Source organism: Paenibacillus sp. V4I3, assembly GCF_030817215.1.
Classification (GTDB): Bacteria; Bacillota; Bacilli; order Paenibacillales; family NBRC-103111; genus Paenibacillus_E.
On sequence record NZ_JAUSZA010000001.1, the window covers coordinates 603,769 to 625,593 of the forward strand.

The 21,825-nt window shown below is 47.8% G+C and carries 16 protein-coding genes and 1 pseudogene; all 17 read right to left on the bottom strand.

The features are described from left to right. Positions 1 to 322: 322 nt before the first annotated feature. A complete protein-coding gene (locus tag QFZ77_RS02880; RefSeq protein ID WP_307435897.1) occupies positions 323 to 1,066 on the bottom strand; it encodes an MgtC/SapB family protein in 744 nt (247 codons plus the stop codon). Then, the gene (locus tag QFZ77_RS02885; RefSeq protein ID WP_307435900.1) at positions 1,063 to 3,315 is read right to left on the bottom strand and encodes a glycoside hydrolase family 88/105 protein; all 2,253 of its coding nucleotides are present in this window, start codon (positions 3,313 to 3,315) and stop codon (positions 1,063 to 1,065) included. Before QFZ77_RS02885 ends, QFZ77_RS02880 begins: the two co-directional genes overlap by 4 nt. A 15-nt stretch (positions 3,316 to 3,330) precedes the next feature. Beyond that, positions 3,331 to 5,067 carry a hypothetical protein gene (locus QFZ77_RS02890; RefSeq protein WP_307435903.1) on the bottom strand — a complete coding sequence of 579 codons (1,737 nt, stop codon included), beginning with the start codon at positions 5,065 to 5,067 and terminating at the stop codon, positions 3,331 to 3,333. A gap of 12 nt (positions 5,068 to 5,079) precedes the next feature. Beyond that, entirely contained in the window at positions 5,080 to 6,027 is a 948-nt protein-coding gene (locus QFZ77_RS02895) for a sugar phosphate isomerase/epimerase family protein (RefSeq protein ID WP_307435906.1), read from the bottom strand. 111 nt (positions 6,028 to 6,138) lie between these two features. After that, complete coding sequence (locus QFZ77_RS02900) at positions 6,139 to 7,158, bottom strand: Gfo/Idh/MocA family protein (protein ID WP_307435909.1); 1,020 nt, start codon at positions 7,156 to 7,158, stop codon at positions 6,139 to 6,141. Positions 7,159 to 7,185: 27 nt separating this feature from the next. Beyond that, positions 7,186 to 8,265, bottom strand: coding sequence for a Gfo/Idh/MocA family protein (locus QFZ77_RS02905; protein ID WP_307435912.1), 1,080 nt, complete (start codon positions 8,263 to 8,265; stop codon positions 7,186 to 7,188). A gap of 127 nt (positions 8,266 to 8,392) precedes the next feature. Beyond that, positions 8,393 to 10,072 carry a type 2 periplasmic-binding domain-containing protein gene (locus QFZ77_RS02910; RefSeq protein WP_307435915.1) on the bottom strand — a complete coding sequence of 560 codons (1,680 nt, stop codon included), beginning with the start codon at positions 10,070 to 10,072 and terminating at the stop codon, positions 8,393 to 8,395. 57 nt (positions 10,073 to 10,129) lie between these two features. Beyond that, a complete protein-coding gene (locus QFZ77_RS02915) occupies positions 10,130 to 11,002 on the bottom strand; it encodes a carbohydrate ABC transporter permease (RefSeq protein WP_307435918.1) in 873 nt (290 codons plus the stop codon). 20 nt (positions 11,003 to 11,022) lie between these two features. Next, positions 11,023 to 11,877, bottom strand: coding sequence for an ABC transporter permease (locus QFZ77_RS02920; protein WP_307449203.1), 855 nt, complete (start codon positions 11,875 to 11,877; stop codon positions 11,023 to 11,025). 625 nt (positions 11,878 to 12,502) lie between these two features. Beyond that, on the bottom strand, positions 12,503 to 13,522 hold the full coding sequence (locus tag QFZ77_RS02925; protein ID WP_307435922.1) for a LacI family DNA-binding transcriptional regulator: 1,020 nt from the start codon (positions 13,520 to 13,522) through the stop codon (positions 12,503 to 12,505). 76 nt (positions 13,523 to 13,598) lie between these two features. Then, positions 13,599 to 14,423 (bottom strand): 5-deoxy-glucuronate isomerase, encoded by an 825-nt coding sequence (gene iolB, locus QFZ77_RS02930; protein WP_307435926.1) that lies wholly within the window; start codon positions 14,421 to 14,423, stop codon positions 13,599 to 13,601. 17 nt (positions 14,424 to 14,440) lie between these two features. Beyond that, a complete protein-coding gene (gene iolG, locus QFZ77_RS02935) occupies positions 14,441 to 15,484 on the bottom strand; it encodes an inositol 2-dehydrogenase (protein WP_307449206.1) in 1,044 nt (347 codons plus the stop codon). After that, complete coding sequence (gene fba, locus QFZ77_RS02940; protein WP_307435931.1) at positions 15,484 to 16,359, bottom strand: class II fructose-1,6-bisphosphate aldolase; 876 nt, start codon at positions 16,357 to 16,359, stop codon at positions 15,484 to 15,486. Before fba ends, iolG begins: the two co-directional genes overlap by 1 nt. A gap of 38 nt (positions 16,360 to 16,397) precedes the next feature. Next, positions 16,398 to 17,844, bottom strand: a pseudogene (locus QFZ77_RS02945) (CoA-acylating methylmalonate-semialdehyde dehydrogenase). A gap of 31 nt (positions 17,845 to 17,875) precedes the next feature. Further along, positions 17,876 to 18,886 (bottom strand): 5-dehydro-2-deoxygluconokinase, encoded by a 1,011-nt coding sequence (gene iolC, locus QFZ77_RS02950; RefSeq protein WP_307435934.1) that lies wholly within the window; start codon positions 18,884 to 18,886, stop codon positions 17,876 to 17,878. Positions 18,887 to 18,893: 7 nt separating this feature from the next. Then, positions 18,894 to 19,802: a myo-inosose-2 dehydratase gene (gene iolE / locus QFZ77_RS02955; protein ID WP_307435937.1), complete on the bottom strand. Its 909-nt coding sequence runs from the start codon at positions 19,800 to 19,802 to the stop codon at positions 18,894 to 18,896. Between the two features lie 24 nt (positions 19,803 to 19,826). After that, positions 19,827 to 21,692, bottom strand: coding sequence for a 3D-(3,5/4)-trihydroxycyclohexane-1,2-dione acylhydrolase (decyclizing) (gene iolD / locus QFZ77_RS02960; protein WP_307435940.1), 1,866 nt, complete (start codon positions 21,690 to 21,692; stop codon positions 19,827 to 19,829). Positions 21,693 to 21,825: the final 133 nt, after the last annotated feature.

Genomic DNA, 21,825 nt, shown 5'->3' on the forward strand with positions numbered 1-21,825 from the left:
TTCGTGAAAAAGCCCGTATAAGCCGTTTTCTTGGCTTAGCGGGCTTTTTCTCTCGGAATCCATCGTCATATATGCTCATTCGAGCTTGCCGGATGAAAGAATCCATATTCGCGGTCGAATGATGTTGTAGAATGTGCAACAATTGCTGCCTAAATCTCGCCTCTCTCCCTTCATTAAAAATAGCCTTTGGGCGTTTGAATTGTTGTATAAATTACAACATTGGTAACCGCTAACTTCTGATTATCCCTCGGAATAAATGGAAAAGATCTCTGATCGAAGAGATCAGAGATCCAGAAAGCTAGAAGCACAAGCCTACCTTTTCTTAGGCAACCTTTTTATGAAAAATGAAGTTCGCAGCTTCCATCCTAACGACGATGTCCAGAGCGGCAATTTGTTCATATGCGGCAAGCAGCTTCTCGTGCTTCGGACATCTTAAGCTGAAGCACAAGTGCATCATTGGGGTATTCCCTTGTACGAGGGAAGATTCGCTTCCTGGCATCATCTTTAGATTGGTGACTTGGATACCCTGTTCCCCAAAACGGGAGGTAACCAAGCTGAGGAAGCCGGGATGTTCATTGATCATGATCTCTATTTCGTGAGTTCTACGATGCCTTAAGAAATGTTTCTCCCACTTATTCAGGAGATACAGACTGATGAGTACTAAAAAAGTGCATACCAACGCCCCGGTAATAAAGCCTGCACCTACGCTCAAACCGATAGCCGCTACCAACCAAACAGAAGCGGCGGTAGTCAACCCTTTTATAACACTGCCGTTTCGCAATATTGCACCTGCACCAAGAAAGCCGATACCGCTGACAACCTGTGCAGCCAATCGAGACGGGTCTATACGGACGTTGGGTTCATTTACAAAGTCAGAGAATCCATACTCCGACAGCAGCATAATGGTGGCGGAGCCTAAACAAACTAAAATGTGAGTACGAAAGCCTGCCGCATGATTGTTCCATTCCCGTTCAAGACCGATCAAACCGCCCAGAACGACCGCCAACACCATTCTTACGATTAAATCAAAATGACTAATTTGCCATACACTGCTTACAGCCGTCATTTATGCATCACTTCAAGCGGCTGCGCCAGCCATCGCTTCAGCTTCACAACTTCTGCTCCTGCCAGCATCATAATACCGACCCCGTGGTTGTCATTCTTTACGGTGAGCAGATCTTTCTTATAATAATCAGCGGTAAAAGCATACCGCGAGCCGCTGCAAACGCCATGCACGTTGCCCTGAGCGTCGATGGCCAGACGGGTCAAACCGTCCCATGCCTTCAGCGAAGCATGGATAAACCGACCTGGCTCCTTGAGCCAGCCGAATCGCACGCCTCTCGCAAAGGCATAGGCGAACATCGCGGTACACGAGGCCTCTTGATAGGCGTCGGGATCGTTCAAAACCTGATGCCACAGCCCGCTTTCAGCTTGCAGGTCGGCATATCCCTCGCACAGCTCGTTAAAGAAATGCACTAACTCCGGGCGAGCTTCATGCTCTGCGGGCAGCACCTCCAGCACTTCTGTCAGCGAGAAGAGTGTCCATCCATTCCCACGGCCCCAAGGAATACCAGTAGCCATACCGTATTTAAAATCAAATACATGCGACATGATGCGCTGATCCGGCATGTATAAATACTTGCGGAATAACAGAAATTGCTTCGCTGCTTCATCCAGTGCCCCGCTGTTGCCGGTTATCCCCGCATAGCGGCACAGGAACGGTGCGCTCATGTATAAGTCATCGGCCCACATCGTATTTTCCGAATATTCATCCTGACATATCCGATAGAAGGCACCGTCTTCCTTACGCTCCAACCGAACGAGTATGAAGTCGGCAATTCGCTGCGCTATCGGCAAGAAGCCCGGATCCTTGTCTTCCTGATAGGCTTCCAGCATAGCGGAGCCAAAGGAACCGCAGTTATCCAGCATTTTCATCATAACCAATTGCTGATTGATCGCCGGGAACCCATACTTCTCTCGATCCCATAAGGAGTATGCGAACATGTCTGTGCAGCTTTGAACATGATCGAGGGCATACCCAATAATATCAGACCGCTCCAGTAACCGACCTGCTTGCAGCAGCCCATAAATGGTTACGCCAAGCGGATAATCCCAACGGGCATAATTCGTGACGTTACCGACGGTCCATTTATTACTCAGCATAGCATTCTCATAATAAGGACGTATCCAGGCGTCTGGACGGTCTAACTGCCAGTAGGTTTTGTCGCCCGCAGCACCAGATTCTGAATCTTTAGCATAGATGCGATCAGTTCTGACTAATTCCTCATACGCTAGCTCAATTCTTGAATCCAGTGGCCCAACATAGAACCACGGCTCAGCTGAACCGTGAACCTTCTGAGGAGCGCTAAAGGGGACAACCTTTCCCCTAACATAGGCATGCAGCGTGAAGCCCCACGCGTTATTTCCACAAATACTGCGAATCAACAGATCATGTTTGCCAAAGGAAAGCGGCACCTCCACCTGAAAGCTGCCTTCTTCCGCGAGCTCCAATACCTGCCTCCCATCCAGCCAAACGGTTAACGGACCTGCCGTATGACCCTTCAACAGGCAGGATTCTTCACCTGAGCTTACTTTGTTCAGCTTCGTCCACGCGTACGCCTGCTTACCAGGCTGTAAGCCGAATAAACGCTCGCAAACAGGCTTCGCAGGCTCACTCTCACTCCACTCACAGGTCGGCAGCCAGCGAAGCCCGTACTCTTTCTCTGACGCCAAACCATCTGGCAGCGGCCTACCCTCGAATAGATCGGTGTCTACCGGAGCAGAGTACACCCATCCCGCCTGACCACTCCTTTCAGCAAACGGAGTAAGCACATTCAGAATCCGTACCTTGGCTTCATCAGATCCGAACAAGCAGCCGAAGCCTGCCGCCGTATGCTTAGCTTTGATAAAAAGTCGGTTCCAGCCTTTCACAAAGTTCAGATTAAGCTTAACGCTTGCATCTGGCTTAATTTCATCTATTACGTTGGAGCGATAGGTACGCTCATCATTGAAATAGAACTCAATTGGCCCCAAACAGCGGAACAACACATCCAGATTTCGTTCACCATCGCTCCATACTAAACCATAGGCATATGAAAATTGACCGGGTCTTGCTTCGGGAAATCTTCGCCCCAGATTAAAATCAAACATCCCTTCCTCGTTCTGCAAAATACCAGATCGGTAAAAGGCCCGAAAAGCAAACGGAACGGGTGGATTAGCCCCAATGTAGCGGTCCGCAAGCACCTTCAATGTTCGGTTATCATCGTCTCCTAAGCGGGACTGTATACTCTCTTGTTCATTAAAATAAGTCGTCATCTCCGACCTTCCTTTCTACAGTAGGCGAACCGTAAATGTCCGGTCGAACGGCGTCACCAAGTTCACATGGACGTATTTGCAGCCGGTTGGATGTTGATCTTCACGAAGCACAGGCAGCAAATGCTCGTAGGCGCCTGTTGAAATCTCTATTGCATCTTCATCCACTTCATATTTCACAGATCCGTTTTTCAAGAAATATTTTCCTGACTCGGCTTCAACGAGATCACTGCCGCTAACTGTACCCTCATCTCCCAGAATAAAGGATAACTGCGTGAAAACATCTTCTCGCTCATCGGAAAGGATACGAATCGTCCATTCCGCGTCTCCTTGTGTAATTTCTGCTTGAAACTCAAGGGTTTGCAGATGTGTCATCGGCCTATGCTGATGCGGAAGCAAGTACCAAGGACTGAGTGTCGATCTCTCCGCTGACTCCGGCAGAAATTGACGCGGAATCGGTCCGTTATATCCTTTTTCTAATACGATTCCTAGCTTATAAACGCCTTCCTCCGCAGTTAGATGTGCGAACTTCACAATCCCAGGTGAGAAAGATGTAGACAGCTTGATGCCCAGCAGCCTTACTTTGCCATGGCGAAGGGAGAAGAATGACGGCGTCAGCGGCATAATCGTGACGCTCTGGTCTAGCTCTCGAATGCGTACAAGCGGAGCGCCGAAGGCTAAGTGCATGCTGCTGTGCTCGATTTTCATATGGTGGCCCACGCCATCGATTTGCGTCAAATGCTCATTGATCGGATGGTGCTCATTGATAACTTGGACATAACGATCGGGAAGCGGAGTGCGCTCCAAATCGGAAATATCTGCTTCGGGATACAGCAATAAACCCAAGAGTGCATTGTTATTTACCGCTTCCGTATGCTTAATAAAGGTACCTGCATAGTCTGACATCGCAGCGAACAAAGGATCTTTATCATGCGCAGCCATTAAACGATAAATCAGGAAGTAAGTCGCCATATCAAACGTCTGCCCGAAATCCTGGCGTCCTGAATAATCCGTTACCACCTCACCAGACGGATGGATCAAATACACCATCATGCGCAGATTGCGGCGCACACATTCTAATAATTCTGGACGGTTTAGCACACGACCTGTGTGATATAAAGCGATATCGCTGACGGCATTATAGATGCCATTGCTACGCTCCGTCCATTCGCCGTCATGTGTGATATCCATACCTTCTGCCAACCATTCATCCGCTCTAGCTATCAGCTCAGGCATTTGGAAAATCTCATACAGCAATGAAAGTGCCGCTGTAATAACCCATCGATGATTCGGTGTATGACACCCGCCTGTCAGCATAGCGGGTATCGTACGCTCCAGAAAAAGCCTCAGCTTGGCGGAGGCAGGCTTCACAGCCGCCCAGTCATGCGCCTCAAGCAGTTGATAAATTTGTGTAATTCCACCTACGACAAAGGCTGTGTCTGGGGGGGAATTATAGTTTGTTGAACCTAACGATATCGTACCGTCGGCATGTTGACGGTTCAAAATAAAATCCGCTGCTTTATCGAATGCGGTCAAGAGTGTCTCATCCTGATAGTAACGTGAATCTGGATTAACTAATGCGGAAGCCCATACAGCCAAAACGCTCGGCGTGCTGAGATGATTGACACGGGCGATGCCCGTCTCATCAATAATTCCGCCAACATATTTCGATGTAGGATCCAGCACCTGCCGCTGCAGCATAGCTGCTGTATGTTCGTCATAAATGTGTACCAACTGTTTATAAGTAGCGTCCATGCTGATCACCTTTTAACCTTTCATAGCTGCAATTTTACTTGTAATAAGCTTGTGACTTTCGTCAATCTCGTCCGGCTGGCATACAGCCTTCAACTCATAGACTTTGACTTTGGCGAAATCAATCGCTTCAAGAAAATGATCAAAATATTGCAGATCTTTACTGTGTACATAAGGACACCAATGATCAGACAGTTCTAGTGTTTCATGGATGTGTACGCCATAAATATAGCGCTTAACTTCCTGCAGCTCCTTGAGATTGTCATACAAGCCCATCCGATCCATCATCATGGCATGGCCGATATCGTACCATAAGTAAACCGGACCGCCTTTCAGGTTCTCGCAAATGGTCTTCGCCTCCATTAAGGTCGGCATCTGATAAGACCTTGAGCGTGTTTCGATGCCAATGGCTACTGACCATCCTTGTTTGGCTGCATGCTCACTTACTTCCTCCAGACTGTCTTGAATTCGCTTGGTATAGAGTGGACTCAACCGCTCCCGTCTTTCGGACATGTCCTTCCACAGCTTTTGATATTCCGGTGAGTCCTTCCCATGATCCCTGTACAGCTTTTTCAAATCCAAATCAATATTATATTCGAAAGGCACTTCGCCTGGATGTACGACAACGGCCTTCGCTCCATAGCGGTTCGCATATTCCATAGACCGGATCAACAGCTCTACGGATCGCTTGCGCTTCACCTCATCATCGAAACCAAGCATGACGGAATCTGTATCGTAATCTTTATCATCGATGAAAGGGAACACATTGTGTACACTGGATACGCCAATTTCTCCTTTTTCGATCATCGGCTCAATTGTCTTCATCATCTCTTCCGTCACGTTATAGTTCAATTCCACCTGACGAAAACCGAGCTCCTTGATCTCCTCTATCATGTTCCTTCCAATCGTATGCTTCTTAATATTCCAACAGGTAGAAAATGAGTATTCCCCTTTGTCCAACATGTTTGTTCCTCCTTTGAGCTTTGTTGACATCATTTCCCTCAAATGAAGAAAAGCCAGATTACCCTTATTTCTTTGCAGGGAATGATCTGGCCTTTCTACAAGGAATCCTCTTTATTCCACCAGGTCACTCAGCCTACATACAGCACCTGAGCGTGCCGATAAAGTCGAAGCTTCCATTAAACGGGTCAAATCAAGGGCTATTTGAATATTTTCGGAGGCTGTCGTTCCATATGTAATATGGGAGACCCATTGTTCAAAAGCCGAAGGGAGACTTGGCAGATCCATCACTTCTTGCCACCCTTTTGCTGCCTCGCCTTCCAGCTTAGCGCTGCGTATCAACAGTTTGTCATCTGTTCTGGTGTACATCAGGCTGCCCTTGGTTCCTTGCACCTCGATATCGAATTGAGAATAACTGTTCACGAAACCAGCTTCCACTATGCCTAGCGCACCGTTCGGATAACGTAAGATAGCTACCGCACTATCCTCTACCTCCCGCTCCGTGATATAACCGAAGCTTGCACTAACACTTTCCGGTAAGCCTAGGAATAGGCGTGTCAAGTACATCGGGTGGCAGCCAAGGTCCATCAATGCCCCTCCCCCGCACTCCTCTAAGTTGAAGAAATGGGATGGGAGTGAACCATTCGGATTTTTCTCGGTTCGTAACGCGCCGTTATGAGCAAGCCGTATACGAACTGTTGTTATCGTTCCAAGCAGCCCCTCCTGAATGAAGTTGCGTGCTGCTTGCGTAAACCCCGTATACAGACGAGGAAGGGAAACCGTTAGCTTGACCCCAACCGTCTCAACCGCAGCCAATATCTCATTACATTCCTTCGTCGTGGTAGCTATAACTTTTTCTGTGAAGATATGCTTACCCGCTTTGGCTGCTGCGATGATGACGTCCCGGTGCCGATTCGTCGGCGTATCCACAATAACGGCATCAATATCAGGCTCTGCCAAAAGTTCATGCAAATCTTCGTAAAACTTAACGCCGTGCTCCTCTGCCTTCTGTCGTCCTCGTTCGGGAATTTCATCCCATACAGCCACGATTTCAGTACCCGGGTGCTCGGCAGCTAGACGTGCATAATCTTTTGCATGAACATGCCAAAAGCTCAACATCGCTACTCTAATCATGAAGGAATGGCCTCATTTCCGGTTATTTCAGTCAAAATAGACCGCTTCTCCCGTTCTATTGGATTCGTAAATTGCTTCAAGAATTTCGGAAACTACACACGATTGCTCTGGTGTTACAACGGGTTGTTTATCGTTGATTACGGCGTCAATCCATAGGCGGATTTCTTTATCCTGCATACTCTCTTTTTTGCCATCGTAGAAGTCTGCGCCTTTGGCTTCGAACTGAAGCTGGTTTACGTACAAACGACTATGGTTTTCACCATTAATGCGTAAGCCATCCTGCATGTCGGCTCCGCCTTCTGTACCGCAAAGTGTACATTTCGCTTCCTTCGTATCCAATGTATTCAAGGCCCAACTCGCCTCCACCATCACAGTCGCGCCGTTTTTCATCACGATCATCGCAAAGGCGGAGTCTTCCACTTTGAATTTCTCCGGATCCCAAGGACCCCAGGAATTAGCGGCATTTTCTTTCCGTGAAAGCTTATGATAAGCAGCGCCAAGCACCACCTTAGGTTCGTAGTTGTTCATCATCCACAGCGTCAAGTCAAGCGCATGTGTACCGATGTCGATCAGCGGGCCTCCGCCTTGTTTTTCTTCATCCAGAAATACACCCCAAGTGGGAACTCCACGTCTACGAACAGCATGCGCTTTGGCAAAATAGATCTCGCCCAGATCGCCGTCTTCGATTACCTTTTTCAAATACTGACTGTCCGCACGGAAGCGATTGTTGTAGCCAATAGTTAGCTTCTTACCTGTGCGCTTTGCCACCTCGACCATACGGCGAGCGTCTGCAGCGGTTTTGGCCATCGGCTTTTCACACATGACGTGTTTGCCTGCTTCCATAGCTGCGATCGAAATCTCTGCATGCGTATCATTCGGGGTACAGATATGAACGACGTCAATCGAAGCATCAGCAAGAAGCTCATAATAGCTCTCAAACACCTTCGCTCCGGGAGCACCAAACTTCTCGGCCGCTTGGTGTGCACTTGCAGGATTGACATCAAAAAAACCAATAATTTCCACTTGCTCAATTTTACTTAAGCTGGGCAAATGTTTACCTGTTGCAATGCCGCCACAGCCAATGATAGCTACCTTAACCTTATTCATTCCTAGTTCCCCCTATAATGCGATCACCGAATCTAAGCTGACGAATAATGAATGAAGCTGGACATCCAAGCGATGCCTGCATGACAGGCACTCGCATATCCATGTCCAGCTCCCTCATTTAAATCAGTTACTTCACTTGCTCCATTTGCTGTCTCGCAATTGCCATAATATCCTTAGCAAGGAACGCTTTATCTTTATTTTCCGCATACCATTTGTTCATAAAGTCTTCAAGCTGCTTGCCGCCGCCTTTATCCCATGCCGCTTGTGCGTCTTTAATGGCTTGTTCCGGGCTGTATTTCGCACCGCTGATGGTGGCCTTAACAAAAATGTCGGTTTGCTCTTTAAGAATTGTTGCGTTAATCGTTTGGAGATCAGCAGGATAGACCGGCATATGTTCCCCATGGGTCAATCCAGGGTATTGTCTTTGCGGATCGAAATAAATTTTCTGAAATTCTTTATACATGTCCGAACCGGCTTTCTGTTCAGGTACCGCAGTATTAAATCCGTTTAGAGTAAAGTTACACTTATCTGTTCCTCCAGAGTAGAACATTTCATAGTCTAAAGCATAGCCGACTTCATTTTTCGATTTCAATGGATCGATGGTCTCACGGCAGCCATTGGCGCTCTTCTTCCAATGTGTCCCTTCGTCACCGTTAATAACCTTCAAAGCGGTTTCCGGTTTCATCATGAAGTCAAGATAGCGACCGACAGCTTCCGGCTCCTTCGCCTTGGCGTTCACAACCGTCGTCATTTGCACTGGATTATCTAAAACACCGGTAAATGTCCCCAGCGGTGATTTCGGATAGCCTAACGGAGCAATTTCCGCACTTGCCACATTTTTCTTCAGCGTAGCAAAGTCGTTCATAACAAAGTCATACATGCCGCCGGAAAATTTAACGTAAATGCCGATTCTGCCGTTCAGGAAGTCTTGTTTGGCCTTGTTGCCGTCTTTATCATTGATATAATCTTTATCGATAATGCCCTCGTCATAGAGCTTCTTCTTGAAGGTCAGGGAGGCCAGCTGATTGTCCCACAGAGGGATTATTTTTCCATCCTTAGTTCCCCAGGCAATCAAATCCTTGGACGAATTTTCACCGAAAATCTCGTTGATGGCTTGTTCAGAATAGTAGCTCATGTTCATCCCGTACGTATCTTTCTTACCATTGCCGTCGGGATCTTGTTCAGCAAATGCCTTGGCTACTTTCATTAGCTCTTCCGTTGTTGTCGGCATGCTCAAATTCAGCTTTTTCAACCAGTCGGTACGAATTATTAACATGTGCTGTAGGACTGCTTCTTTTACTTTACCGACTTCATACAGCTTGCCGTCCGGTTTCGTTCCCGCTTTCTTCAACTGAGGATACTGGTCCAGCAGCTTCTGGTATTCAGGCATGTATTTTAAGATGTCGTCAATGGGAAGCAGCTGCTTTTGATCATACAGACTGTTACGGAAAGGCGTGTTGTACTCGTTTACTATATCAGGCGCAGAACCGGAGGCAAAAAGAACATTCAATTTTTTCGTAGACTCGCCTCGGAGGACAGGAATGTATTTCACATTCACAGGACCGTTTTGATTGATCCACTTGGTCCAACGATTTTCTTCGTAGCTCCCCTCCGACGCAGGTACACCACCCCGATCATACATGGAAACGGTAACATTTCCTCGTTTGGCTGGCGCTGACTCCTTCGGAGCATTCGTAGCCGTAGTACCGGCTGCCGCTCCTTCTTTCTTCTCGCTGCTGCAACCAACTAGCGTTGCCCCTAATGCTACGACCCCTATTGTCATGCCCATCCACAGCTTTCTTTTCATGCGCAAACCCTCCTGTTTATATTGAAAAGTTTTGGTAAACGTGGAACCCCATTTGGTTTAACCCTTAACAGAACCAAGCATAACGCCTTTGACAAAATATTTTTGCAGAAACGGATAAACGATCAGCATCGGAACCACCATAACGACAACACCGACAGATTTGACCATTTCAGTAGCAACCATTAGCTGCTCCTCTGGTGCCAGGGAAGGTGAATTCAGGATATCGTTTTTTTGCAGCATCGCTTGGACAATGACCGTCAAATTCTGCATGTCACTCTTATTGATGTACATCAGAACGCTCATAAATGCATTCCAATAGTTAATCCCATAGAACAGGGCTAAAGTGGCCAGCATCGGAAGCGATAGCGGCAATATGATTCGAATGAGGAGAGATACGTCGCTGCATCCGTCAATTCGCGCTGCTTCTTCCACTTCATGAGGAATATTCTCAAAGTAGCTTTTCATGAGCAGCATATTGTAGGTACTGATAAACCCCGTGAGCCACAGAGACCAATAGGAGTCGATTAAAGACAGGTTCTTTACGACGAGATAAGTAGGGATCAACCCTCCTGAGAACAACATCGTAAACACCATGGCAAGCACAAACTTGCGTCGTCCTATCAAATAGCTTCTCGACAACGGATAGGCTGCTAATACCGTCCCCGCCATACTAAGTGCAACACCGACAAGCGTAATGATAATGCTATTTTTAAATGCTGAGAGAGCCGGAGTTGTTAGGAAGAAAACCTTATATGCCGTAAAATCCAAGCCTACCGGCCAGAAGTAAACATGTCCCGAATCTACGGCCGAACGCTCACTCATCGATAGCGCTATGATATGAATAAATGGCAGTATACAGGTTAAGGCAATTGCCCCGAGCATAAAATAATTGACTGCGTAGAAAATTCTTTCACCTTTTGTCGCTTTCATGCGGACGCCCCTCCTCGTTATCAGAATAAAGCTTGGTCGAATTTGCGGGCGATCCTGTTAGCTACCAGTACGAGCGCACAGCCAATGACGGATTCGAACAGCCCCATCGCCGTAGTTACGCTAAATTGCGCATTTCCCAAACCTATTTTATAAATATAAGTACTTATGACCTCTGACACGTCAGCAACTGCTGAGTTCTGAAGGTTATATATCTGATCAAAGCCGACCTCCATCAATTGACCCATAGCCAAAATGAGCAGCAGGATGATCGTGTGACGAATGCCTGGAATCGTAATGTGCCAAATTTGCCTCCACTTCGAGGCGCCGTCCATACCTGCTGACTCGTAAAGGGCAGGATCTATGTTCGTGAGAGCGGCCAAATAAATAATTGTGCTAAACCCCATCTCCTTCCAAACCCCCGAACCAACGAATACAGCAACCCAGGATTTTGACTCGTAAAGAAAGGTTATAGGTTCAATATTGAATAGCTTGAGTACCTTGTTGATCGAACCGTAATCCGTTGCAAATAAGGATAACACGAGACCTCCGACGATGACCCAAGAGAAAAAATGCGGCAGATAGACGATCGTTTGAACCCATTTCTTGAACCATGTCTTCCTCACTTCATTAAGCAGAATGGCGAGGAAGATGGGAACCGGGAACCCGACAAGCAAATTCAAAAAGCTGAGCCAAAAGGTGTTCCATATAATCTGGATCGTACTGGCGCTGGAAAACAAAACTTTAAAATTTTTCAGGCCAACCCATGGACTGTGCAAAATACCATCAGCAAAATTGTAATTTTTGAAAGCGATCACAAGTCCGCCCATTGGCCAATATTTAAACAGAATGTAGTAAGCAAAGACAGGGACAAGCATGATAAAAAGCGGAATGTTTTGTTTCAATCTTCTTCTTCGTCTCAACTGCAAAGCTTTATGCTCACTTGTCGTTATGGGTAGTCTAGGAGCTTCATTGATATTTCCGTTCAAGGCTGCTTCACTCCTTACTTCAATGTTATAAACCTATAATATAAGTTTTGATCCCAAAAACCCTTAAAAAATTATAGGAAAATCTATAAATTCATTGGGTATGTGTCCAGATTTGCTTGCTATGCCGCGCTCCGTTTAATGTTGTATTTTCTACAAATTTAGGCATGTTTACCCGCGTTTTCCACGCAAATATTGCATAAAATACACAGTTTCAGCCAAAAATAGCTATATAGCCGTTAAAAAGGTTAAATTGTTGTACAACCTACAACAGCCCTAAGCTTGCGCAGAAGAAATCAAGGAAATTATTGTACGCTGTACAACTTGCATTCCTAGTTATCCATTTTCCCAAAAACTGAAAACAAAACACTGGGATAATAAAGCTACTTACCGAAAGCTAACCATACTAAATAGGGGCAAGCTCCGCCTCACACCCAACTATAAAAATAGGTGCTCTAATGAACACAAAAAAAGCTGCTTCCCACAAAAGGAAGCAGCCAAATAAGCTACATATAAGCTAATCACATTCCGTTGGAGCCGCAGTTGATTGCCTAACAATCAGCTCGGGACGCATCACAACACGTTGTTTGGCTTTCGATTCTTTCTTCAATTCCTGGATCAACAAATCGACGACCATTTTCCCCATCGGCTCAATCGGCTGAGCGACAGTCGTAAGCGGCGGATCTGTCACTGATGCCAGAATCGTGTTATCGAAACCGATCACAGACAGATCCTCTGGCACGCGCAAACCAAGCTGCTTAGCGGCCTGAAGCGCACCAATGGCGAGCAAATCGTTACAACAAAATAGCGCGGTCGGTCGAGCTGGGTTCGATTGTCCCAACAGTTCAAGCGCTTCACGCTTTCCATCCGCTACAACGTAGTGGCAGTTGCGTACGCGGTTTTCCGGCAGCCCAACCCCTGCTTCTTCCAGCTTACTCTTGAAGCCTCGCACCCTTTCACGGCTGCTGCTTACTTTCGAGTGCTCAGCCAGTATGGCCATGCGCCGATGACCCAAATCGAGTAGATGCGTTGCTGACAACGCACCTCCGATAAAGTCATCCACCACGACTGTATGAACGTCGAGATCAGGCATTTCCCTTGCAATCATAGCAATAGGGATCGCTCTCTCCATCAATGGAGTCAGCATGTCTTTATTGTCCATCCCCGTACCAATGATCATGGCATCCACGCTTTTTTGCTGTAGCAAATTAAGATATCGCTCTACCCGTTCATCTTTATTGTCGCTGCTGCAAATGACCAAGCTATAGCCCATATGATGGCCTTGGTCCTCAACAGCTCGAGCAATTTCCGCAAAAAAGGGATTGGAAATATCGGGCACAAGCAGACCTAGTGTATAGGTCTTTTTACCAGTTAGCGCTGACGCGATAACGCTTGGCTGATAATTGAGCCGCTCCATAATTTTTATGATTTCACCGCGCCGTTCTTCACTTATTTTTCCTTTGCCGTTCATGACCTGCGAGACCGCCGCAATAGACACACCGGCCTCTCTTGCCACATCATAGATGGTTGCCTTCATCCTACTACCCCATTTTTCTTGAAGGATACTTTTTTTCTTCCATTATGAAGGGGCTGACGGGAACTTGCAAACCGGCTTACGCTTCGCGCGGCTTCGTCATGATCCAGGCATGTTCCGGATCATTATGAAACTTCCATGTTCGAGTAGGTCCCGCCATAACGTTCAGGTAATACACATCATAGCCTGGAGGAGCAGAAACAGGGTGATAACCACGCGGAACGAGCACGGTTTCGCCATTCTTAACAATCAGCGTCTCATCAAGTGACCGGTCGTCCGTGTACACACGTTGAACCGCAAAGCCATGCCCCGGATCGACGCGATAATAATACGTTTCTTCCAGAAACGATTCGTCTGGAAGCGCATCGCGATCATGCTTATGTGGCGGGTAGCTCGACCAGTGCCCATTCGGTGTGAAGACTTCAACCACTAGCAAGCTATCCGCTGGCTCCTGCTCTGGCAATATGTTATGGATCTGGCGCTCAATATTGCCATAACCACGCGTTTCTACCCCAACCTGATTAGGTGCAATCAGACGTGCCTTATGGTTGCCAGTACCAGGAGCAGAGCAAATAGCAAGCTCAACCGCTGTCAGTGCAATAACTTCGTAGCGATCATCGTTAGGTACATAGACGGAATATGGCGGTATTTTCTCAAATACGCTCATCCGCTGCCCAATATTTGTCCACTCCGCTTGCTTGGTAGCCACATCGGCTTTGCCGCTAAGTAGGACAAGACAAACTTCCAGCCCAGCTGTCTCGCGGCTCAAGATTTGTCCCTCCGCAAGCTGTATAACTTCGAAACCAACATACTTCCATCCTGCTGATTCCGGAGTTACTGTTAAAAGGCTGCCTTCCTCATTCGGGGAGGAAGCAGGCGTTACAATCAGTTTGGACCTGTTCATGTCAACGTCTCCCTCCCTTACTGAGATACCGAGGTCTGTTTAAGCAAATCTAATGCCTCGCTCACTTTCACTGGCCGACCCAAACGGGAAGACAGCTTAGCGGCTAAAGCGATCCGCTCCGCCTGCATACCGTCATAGCCACTCACTGGTACAGGCTTATCATTCAATAGACAATCGATGAAAATTTGTGTTTCTTCCATATAAGCAGCTTGATAGCGTTCCAGGAAGAAATGCAGCGGCTTTTCACTAACAATAGCATCTGCCGTACTAACTACGGCCGTATTAGGGTGATCGTTGGCAACCGCTACACTGCCTTTGGAGCCAAACACTTCAACCCGTTGATCATAGCCGTATACCGCTTGACGGCTGTTATCGATGACACCGAGAGCACCGTTTTGGAACCGCAGCGTTACAATTGCGGTATCGACATCGCCGTGCTCAGCGAAAACGGGGTTAATGAGCACATTACCCTGCGCATACACTTCCTCAACCTCGCTTCCCGCTACATAGCGAGCCATGTCGAAGTCATGGATCATCATATCCATGAAAATGCCGCCCGACACCTTGATGTAATCAGCGTGTGGTGGATTCGGATCACGGGATGTGATTTTCACGATATGCGGATCGCCAATTGTTCCTCCTTGAACAACCTCGCGAACCCGCTTGAAATTGTGGTCAAATCTGCGGTTGAAACCGATTTGCAGCTTCACACCTGCCTGATTAACCGCTGCAATCGCCGCTTCGGTTTGGGTAATATCCATGCTGATTGGTTTTTCGCAGAAAATATGTTTACCCGCCAAAGCAGCCAGTTGAATGAGCGGGACATGTGTATCCGTGGATGAGCAAATAAAGATGGCGTCAATGTCTGGGTTATCAATAAGCTTATGGCTATCCTTTGTAACCGTCTGAATCTGACGTGAAGCTGCCCATGCCTCTAACTCAGGACCGGCAAACAAATCGCTCACCGCAATGATTTCAACCCCGGGTATTCGCAGCAAATTGTCTGCGTGGATTTTACCGATTCTGCCGGCACCAATAATACCGATTTTAATTTTATTCATCATGCGTTCCCTCCCGCTTTGCCCGTTGAACCGAACAATTGAATTTTGGCTCTAACGGAGGCGATGATCGCTTCCCGTGCCGGCACTAAATAGTTCCTTGGATCGTATGCTTCTGAATGATCATTCAAAAACGAACGGATAGAAGCTGTAAAAGCGATTTGATTATCTGTATTCACATTGATTTTGGCTGTACCGCAAGCGATCGCTTGACGGATCTCTTCATCTGGCAGACCGCTTCCGCCATGAAGCACAAGCGGCAGTTCAGTCAGCGTTCTAATTTCCGCCATTCGATCGAAACCAAGCTTTGGCTGTCCCCGATAAGGACCGTGAACGGATCCAAGGGCAGGAGCTAAACAATCGATCCCCGTCTCCCTCACTAAACGAACACAGTCCTTAGCAACAGCGTACATGCCTTCAGCTTCGTCTACGACTAAGTCATCCTCGCGTCCGGTAATCCGGCCCAGCTCCGACTCCACCGATACACCCAGCACATGCGCGGCTTGTGTCACCTGACGAGTGACCTCGATATTATGCTCCAGCGTATGATGAGAAGCATCGATCATGACAGAGGTAAATCCGGCGTGGATCGCACGAATACATAGGTCATAGCTGGTTCCGTGGTCTAGATGAAGAGCTACTGGGACGGTTACCCCATAGTGCTCAATCAGAGATTTCACCATTCCTACAATACAAGGCAGTCCACCCATATAAGGGATGTAAGCTTCACTAACGCCTAGAATGACAGGCGCTTGTTCCTGCTGAGCAGCCTGTAAGATCGCTTGTGTAAATTCTAGGTTATTCAAATTAAACTGCCCGACTGCATATTTTCCTGCCAAAGCCTGCTGCAGCATTTCTTTCATAGAAACGAGCGTCATGAAGTTCACCTCTCCTGTCGATAAGGTCTAACCCGCTGTTACCAGCGAGCAGTGACCATTTTCTTGCGCGTATAGAACTCCACGCCGTCCGTCCCATTCGCATGCAAATCGCCGTAGAACGATTTTTTCCAGCCAGAGAAAGGGAAGAAAGCCATTGGTGCGGGAACTCCTAGGTTAACGCCGAGCATACCGGCATCGATATTTTCACGGAATTGACGTACATTACTGCCATCCTTTGTAAAGAGGCATGCGCCATTGGCAAAATCAGAGCGATTGGAGAGCTCGATCGCTTCTTCAAGAGTAGCCACTCTAACGATGGAAAGAACAGGAGCAAAAATCTCATCCTCCCCAAATTTTCATACCGCACTCTACTTGATCAAAGATCGTAGGTCCTACGAAATAACCTTGTTGATCCGAAGCAGCGTCTTTGCGCCCGTCCCGGACCAGAAGCGCTCCTTCGGTTTCGCCGATTTCGATATATTTTAGTGTTCTTTCTTTATGCTGACCGCGGATAACAGGCCCTAAGAAAATGCCTTCCTCCAAACCATTGCCAATCGTAATCCGATCAGCGGCTTCAAGCAGCTTGCCTACAAGCGTATCGCCGACTTCTCCGACCGCCACCACGACGGAACAAGCCATACAGCGCTCGCCCGCAGAACCGAAGGCTGCATTGACGATTTCCTTCACAGCAATATCCAAATCAGCATCCGGCATAACGATTGAGTGGTTTTTAGCGCCTGCAAGCGCTTGAACGCGTTTCCCATTCGCAGAAGCTGTTTTGTAGATATATTCCGCAACTGGCTGGGAACCAACGAATGAAATGGCTTTAACTTCTTTATGTTCAAGAAGGCCATTAACCACGTCATGTGCGCCATGAACGATATTGAGAACACCAGCTGGTAAGCCCGCTTCATGGAATAGCTCAGCTAAGCGGTTTGCAAGATGAGGTGTGCGTTCAGACGGCTTCAGCACGAAGGTATTGCCGCAGGCAATCGCAAGCGGGAACATCCAGCAAGGCACCATCATCGGGAAGTTGAATGGTGTGATACCACCGATAACACCGATTGGATAACGATACATACCGGATTCAAGATTGGACGCGATATCTGGAAGCTGTTTGCCCATCATTAGCGATGGCGCCCCAGCGGCGAATTCTACACACTCGATGCCCCGAAGCACTTCTCCGTAAGCTTCATTGTAGCTTTTTCCGTTTTCTTGCGTAACGATCCGCGCCAGCTCATCCCAATGCTCCACCAGAAGCTGTTGGTATTTGAATAATACGCGGGCTCTACGTGGTACAGGTGTGCGGCTCCAGGTCTGGAATGCCTCTTGAGCTGTACGAACCGCCTGATCCACATCTGCCTTCGTAGAAATTGGAATAAGAGCAAGAATCTCTTCTGTAGCAGGATTATATACCGGTTCTGTTTGTGTGGATGTTGAAGCGACCCATTCGCCGCCGATCCAGTTTTTCAAAGTTGTTGTCATATGTGGACTCTCCTTTAATGGTTCGAATAAGTTAAGATGCTGTAATTTCGCCGCGGTTGCAGCGCTCGATATAGTCATTTACTTGATCAGTTGTCGGCATCGCATCGGAGCAGCTGTGGCTGGAGATCACGATACAAGCTGCTGCACTGCCGTATTCCATACTTTTTTCAATCGTCCAACCTTGCATAATGCCATAAATAAAGCCAGCTGCATAAGAATCGCCTGCACCAAACGTCTTGACAACCTTAGCTGGGAAGCTCTTGGCACGATGACCAACACCGTCTGGCGTATAAGCGATGGAACCTTCCTTACCATGCTTGATAATGACAATCTTCGCCGAGTAATCGAACCATTTAGCAGCCGTGATACGGTCATTTTTTTCTGGATTGCTCTCAAAGCGTTCCATCATATCGAATTCTTCACGGGTACCCAGAATGATGTCACATTTCTCAGCCGCCAGATTGTAGTAAACAGCCGTCTCTTCCGGAGTCGTCCATGTGTATGGACGGTAATCCAGATCAAAAATGATGACAACCCCATGCTTCTTCGCGTAATCCAGCGCCTGAAAGACGGCTTCGCGGGACGGGCTTTGCGCAAGTGCTGTACCAGAGATAAGCAATACCTTCGCTTCAGCAATCAGTGATTCTTGTACTTCGGCTGGTGTCAGCAGGAGGTCAGCCACATTGTCACGGTACATAAGAATGCTGCATTCCGTTGGGCTTTTGATTTCTGTAAAGGCCAGTCCTGTAACCGCGCCGGTATTATCTGTCACGACATTCGTTGTATCGATGTTGTTCCGCTCTAAATAATCAGCGATGAAACGTCCCATTTGATCGTTGGCGATTTTGCCAATAAAAGCTGTATTCATGCCCAATCTTGCCATGCCGATCGTAATGTTAGCGGGTGAACCCCCTACATATTTGGTAAACGTCATGGTCTCTTCCATGGGACGATTAATTTCATTCGCATTCAAATCTATACATAGTCTGCCAATGGCTACAAAATCCAGCGGCTTCGACTGTGAAAAGGAAACATAGGTCATAGGATCATTACCTTCTTTCTTGTGGAATGAGGGATTCTATATGTTGAAGTGCTTGCTTAGCGTATTCATAAGGGTTGTGTGCAGCCGGATCCTGCTCGCCTTCCAGCATCGCCCATCCTGCATATCCTTGTGCCAGCAGCTCCGCAAAAATAGGCGCAAAGTCGATACAGCCATCACCAGGAACGGTGAACACCCCTTTGCGGATACAAGTCACAAAGTCGACCTGCTCGGCGCGAGCTTCGTCTAACACGGATTGCCGAATATCCTTCAAGTGAATATAAGCGACCCGCTTCTCGTGCTTGCGCAGCACAGTGAGTGGATCCGCCCCGCCATAATAGGCATGACCAGTATCAAAGAGCAGGTATACGAGCGAAGGATCCGTGAGCTCCATCAGCTTATCGATTTCTTCCGGACTTTCAACAACCGTTCCACCATGGTGGTGATACGTCAGCTTCAGACCGTATTCCTGCGCGATGGCTCCCGCAAGGTTCAGTCCCTCGGCTAAGCTTTGCCAGCCGGCTTCATCTAAACGCAGTACTTCCTTCTCGTTCGGGGAGCGGCGCGGGTCGAAGTGGAGCGAGCCCCCAACTTCTGCTGTGCTAATGACCGTACTGCCCATTTCTTTGAGAAACTCGGCATGCTTCCTGTAGGCTTTCAGTTCCTCTTCCCTGTAAGCAGGATCAGAGAATAGCACGGACTTCCACTGTGACACGAGTCCTATCCCCCGCTTATCCAACTCCTGCTTCAGCACTGCAATATCGGTCGGATATTTACGGCCCATCTCGGTACCTTTCAGCCCCAACGCCTGAATATCATCTAGAATTTGTTCATATGTGGTATCCGCGCCATGCTCTTTGACGTCTTCTCCCACCCAATTAATTGGATGAATACCTAGCTTAAATGGCAGGTCTTTCATAGATATGTTCGCTCCCCTTTATCGTTAAATGGGTCTAGCCGCTTGTATGTTTTTCTTCATCTCTTCGTGCGCTGCAATCACTTTCTCGCTCTCGGAAACTTCAGGAACACCTACCTGCCACCAGGATTCATAACCCTGTGTGTTGGTTCCCGGAACAACAGGAATCTCGATCAGCGTCGTGACTGTTTCTTCCTTCGCTTTAAGCAGCGCTTCCTTTAGTTCTTCAGGTGTGTTTGCTTTGTACGCCTTCGCGCCTAAGCTGCGAGCATGCGCTGCGAAATCAATAGGCATATATCCACCTGTCAACTTGCCCGTAGCAGCTTCACGATATCGAAACTCATTCCCGAACCCGTCGCTGCCGTGACCCCTTTGCAGATTATGAATGCATTGGAAGCCATGATTATCGAACAGCAGCACAGTAAATTTCCTGCCCTCTTGTAGGCTTGTAACCATCTCGGAGTGCAGCATCAGGTAGCTTCCATCACCGACCACAGCATAGACCTCTCGATTCGGCTCAGCCAACGCTGCCCCGAAAGCACCGCTAACTTCATAACCCATGCAGGAGAAGCCATATTCCATATGATAGGTTTTAGGCTCCGATGATCGCCATAAGCGGTGTAAGTCCCCCGGCAAGCTCCCCGCTGCGCAAACAATGACAGCTGAAGGATCAATCGTTTGATTAATCACCCCAAGCGCGCGAGTTTGGGCAAAACCCTCTTCACATTCCGCATTGTACAAACGGTCAACCTCGCCATCCCACTCCGCTTTCAAAGAACCTATGTAACCGTTCTCGTAACCGCTAACATAGTGCTGTGCCGTCAAAGCATCTTTCAGTGCACTTAACGCTTCCTTCGCATCAGCCGTAATGCTAATCCCGCTCATTTTCGAAGAATCAAACCCACTCACATTTATATTAATAAACTGCACCTTCGGATTTGCAAAAGCCGATTTAGATGCCGTTGTAAAGTCGGAATACCGCGTCCCTACGCCGATAATCAGGTCCGCTTGCTTCGCCAGCACATTGGCTGCGAGCGCGCCCGTAACACCAATAGCGCCAACATTCAGCGGATGGTTCCAAGGCAGCGAGCTTTTACCTGCTTGCGTTTCTGCTACAGGAATCCCAAAGGCAGCTGCAAATTCCATTAATTCCTTCGTCGCATCTGCATAAAGGACTCCGCCGCCTGCAATAATCAACGGACGCTGTTTGCCTACTATGCAAGCCAAAGCACGATTCACTGCTTCTCTTGCTGGCGGACGTCTATCTAGATAGTGGACTTTCTTATCGAAAAAGGCTTCCGGATAATCGTACGCCTCTGCCTGCACATCTTGAGGTAAAGCTAGAGTAACCGCTCCTGTTTCTGCAGGGTCTGTTAACACTCTCATCGCCTGTACAGCTGCACTCATCAACTGCTCTGGGCGAACAATCCGGTCCCAATATTTACTGACCGATTTGAAAGGATCGGTGGCCGAAACGGTATAATCACCCACAACCTCAAGCTGCTGCAGCACTGGATCCGGCTGTCTTGTGGCAAAATTGTCTCCTGGCAGCAGCAGCACCGGAATTCGGTTGACTGTGGCTGTTGCCGCGGCGGTCACCATATTAAGAGCACCTGGCCCAATCGATGTGGTGCAGGCATAGATTTGCCTACGGTTTTGCTGCTTGGCGTAAGCCGCGGCGGCATGTACCATTCCCTGCTCATTTTTGCCTTGTATATAAGTAAGGTCGCCTGCGCTCCGTTCCAAGGCTTCTCCAAGTCCTGTCACATTGCCATGACCGAAAATCCCCATGACACCACGAACAAACTTGGTCTCTTGTCCATCCACTGACACGTATTGTTGGTCCAGAAAACGAAGCAGCGCTTGTGCCATCGTTAGTCGAATCGTACTCATGACCATCTTCCTTTCACGATAAGGTTAAGCGCTTAATCTATCGAGGTTAAGCGCTTAATCCGATAGTACAACATATTTATTTCGACCGCAATGCCTTTTACAAAAAAAACTTATGGACAAAGCAATGGCAATG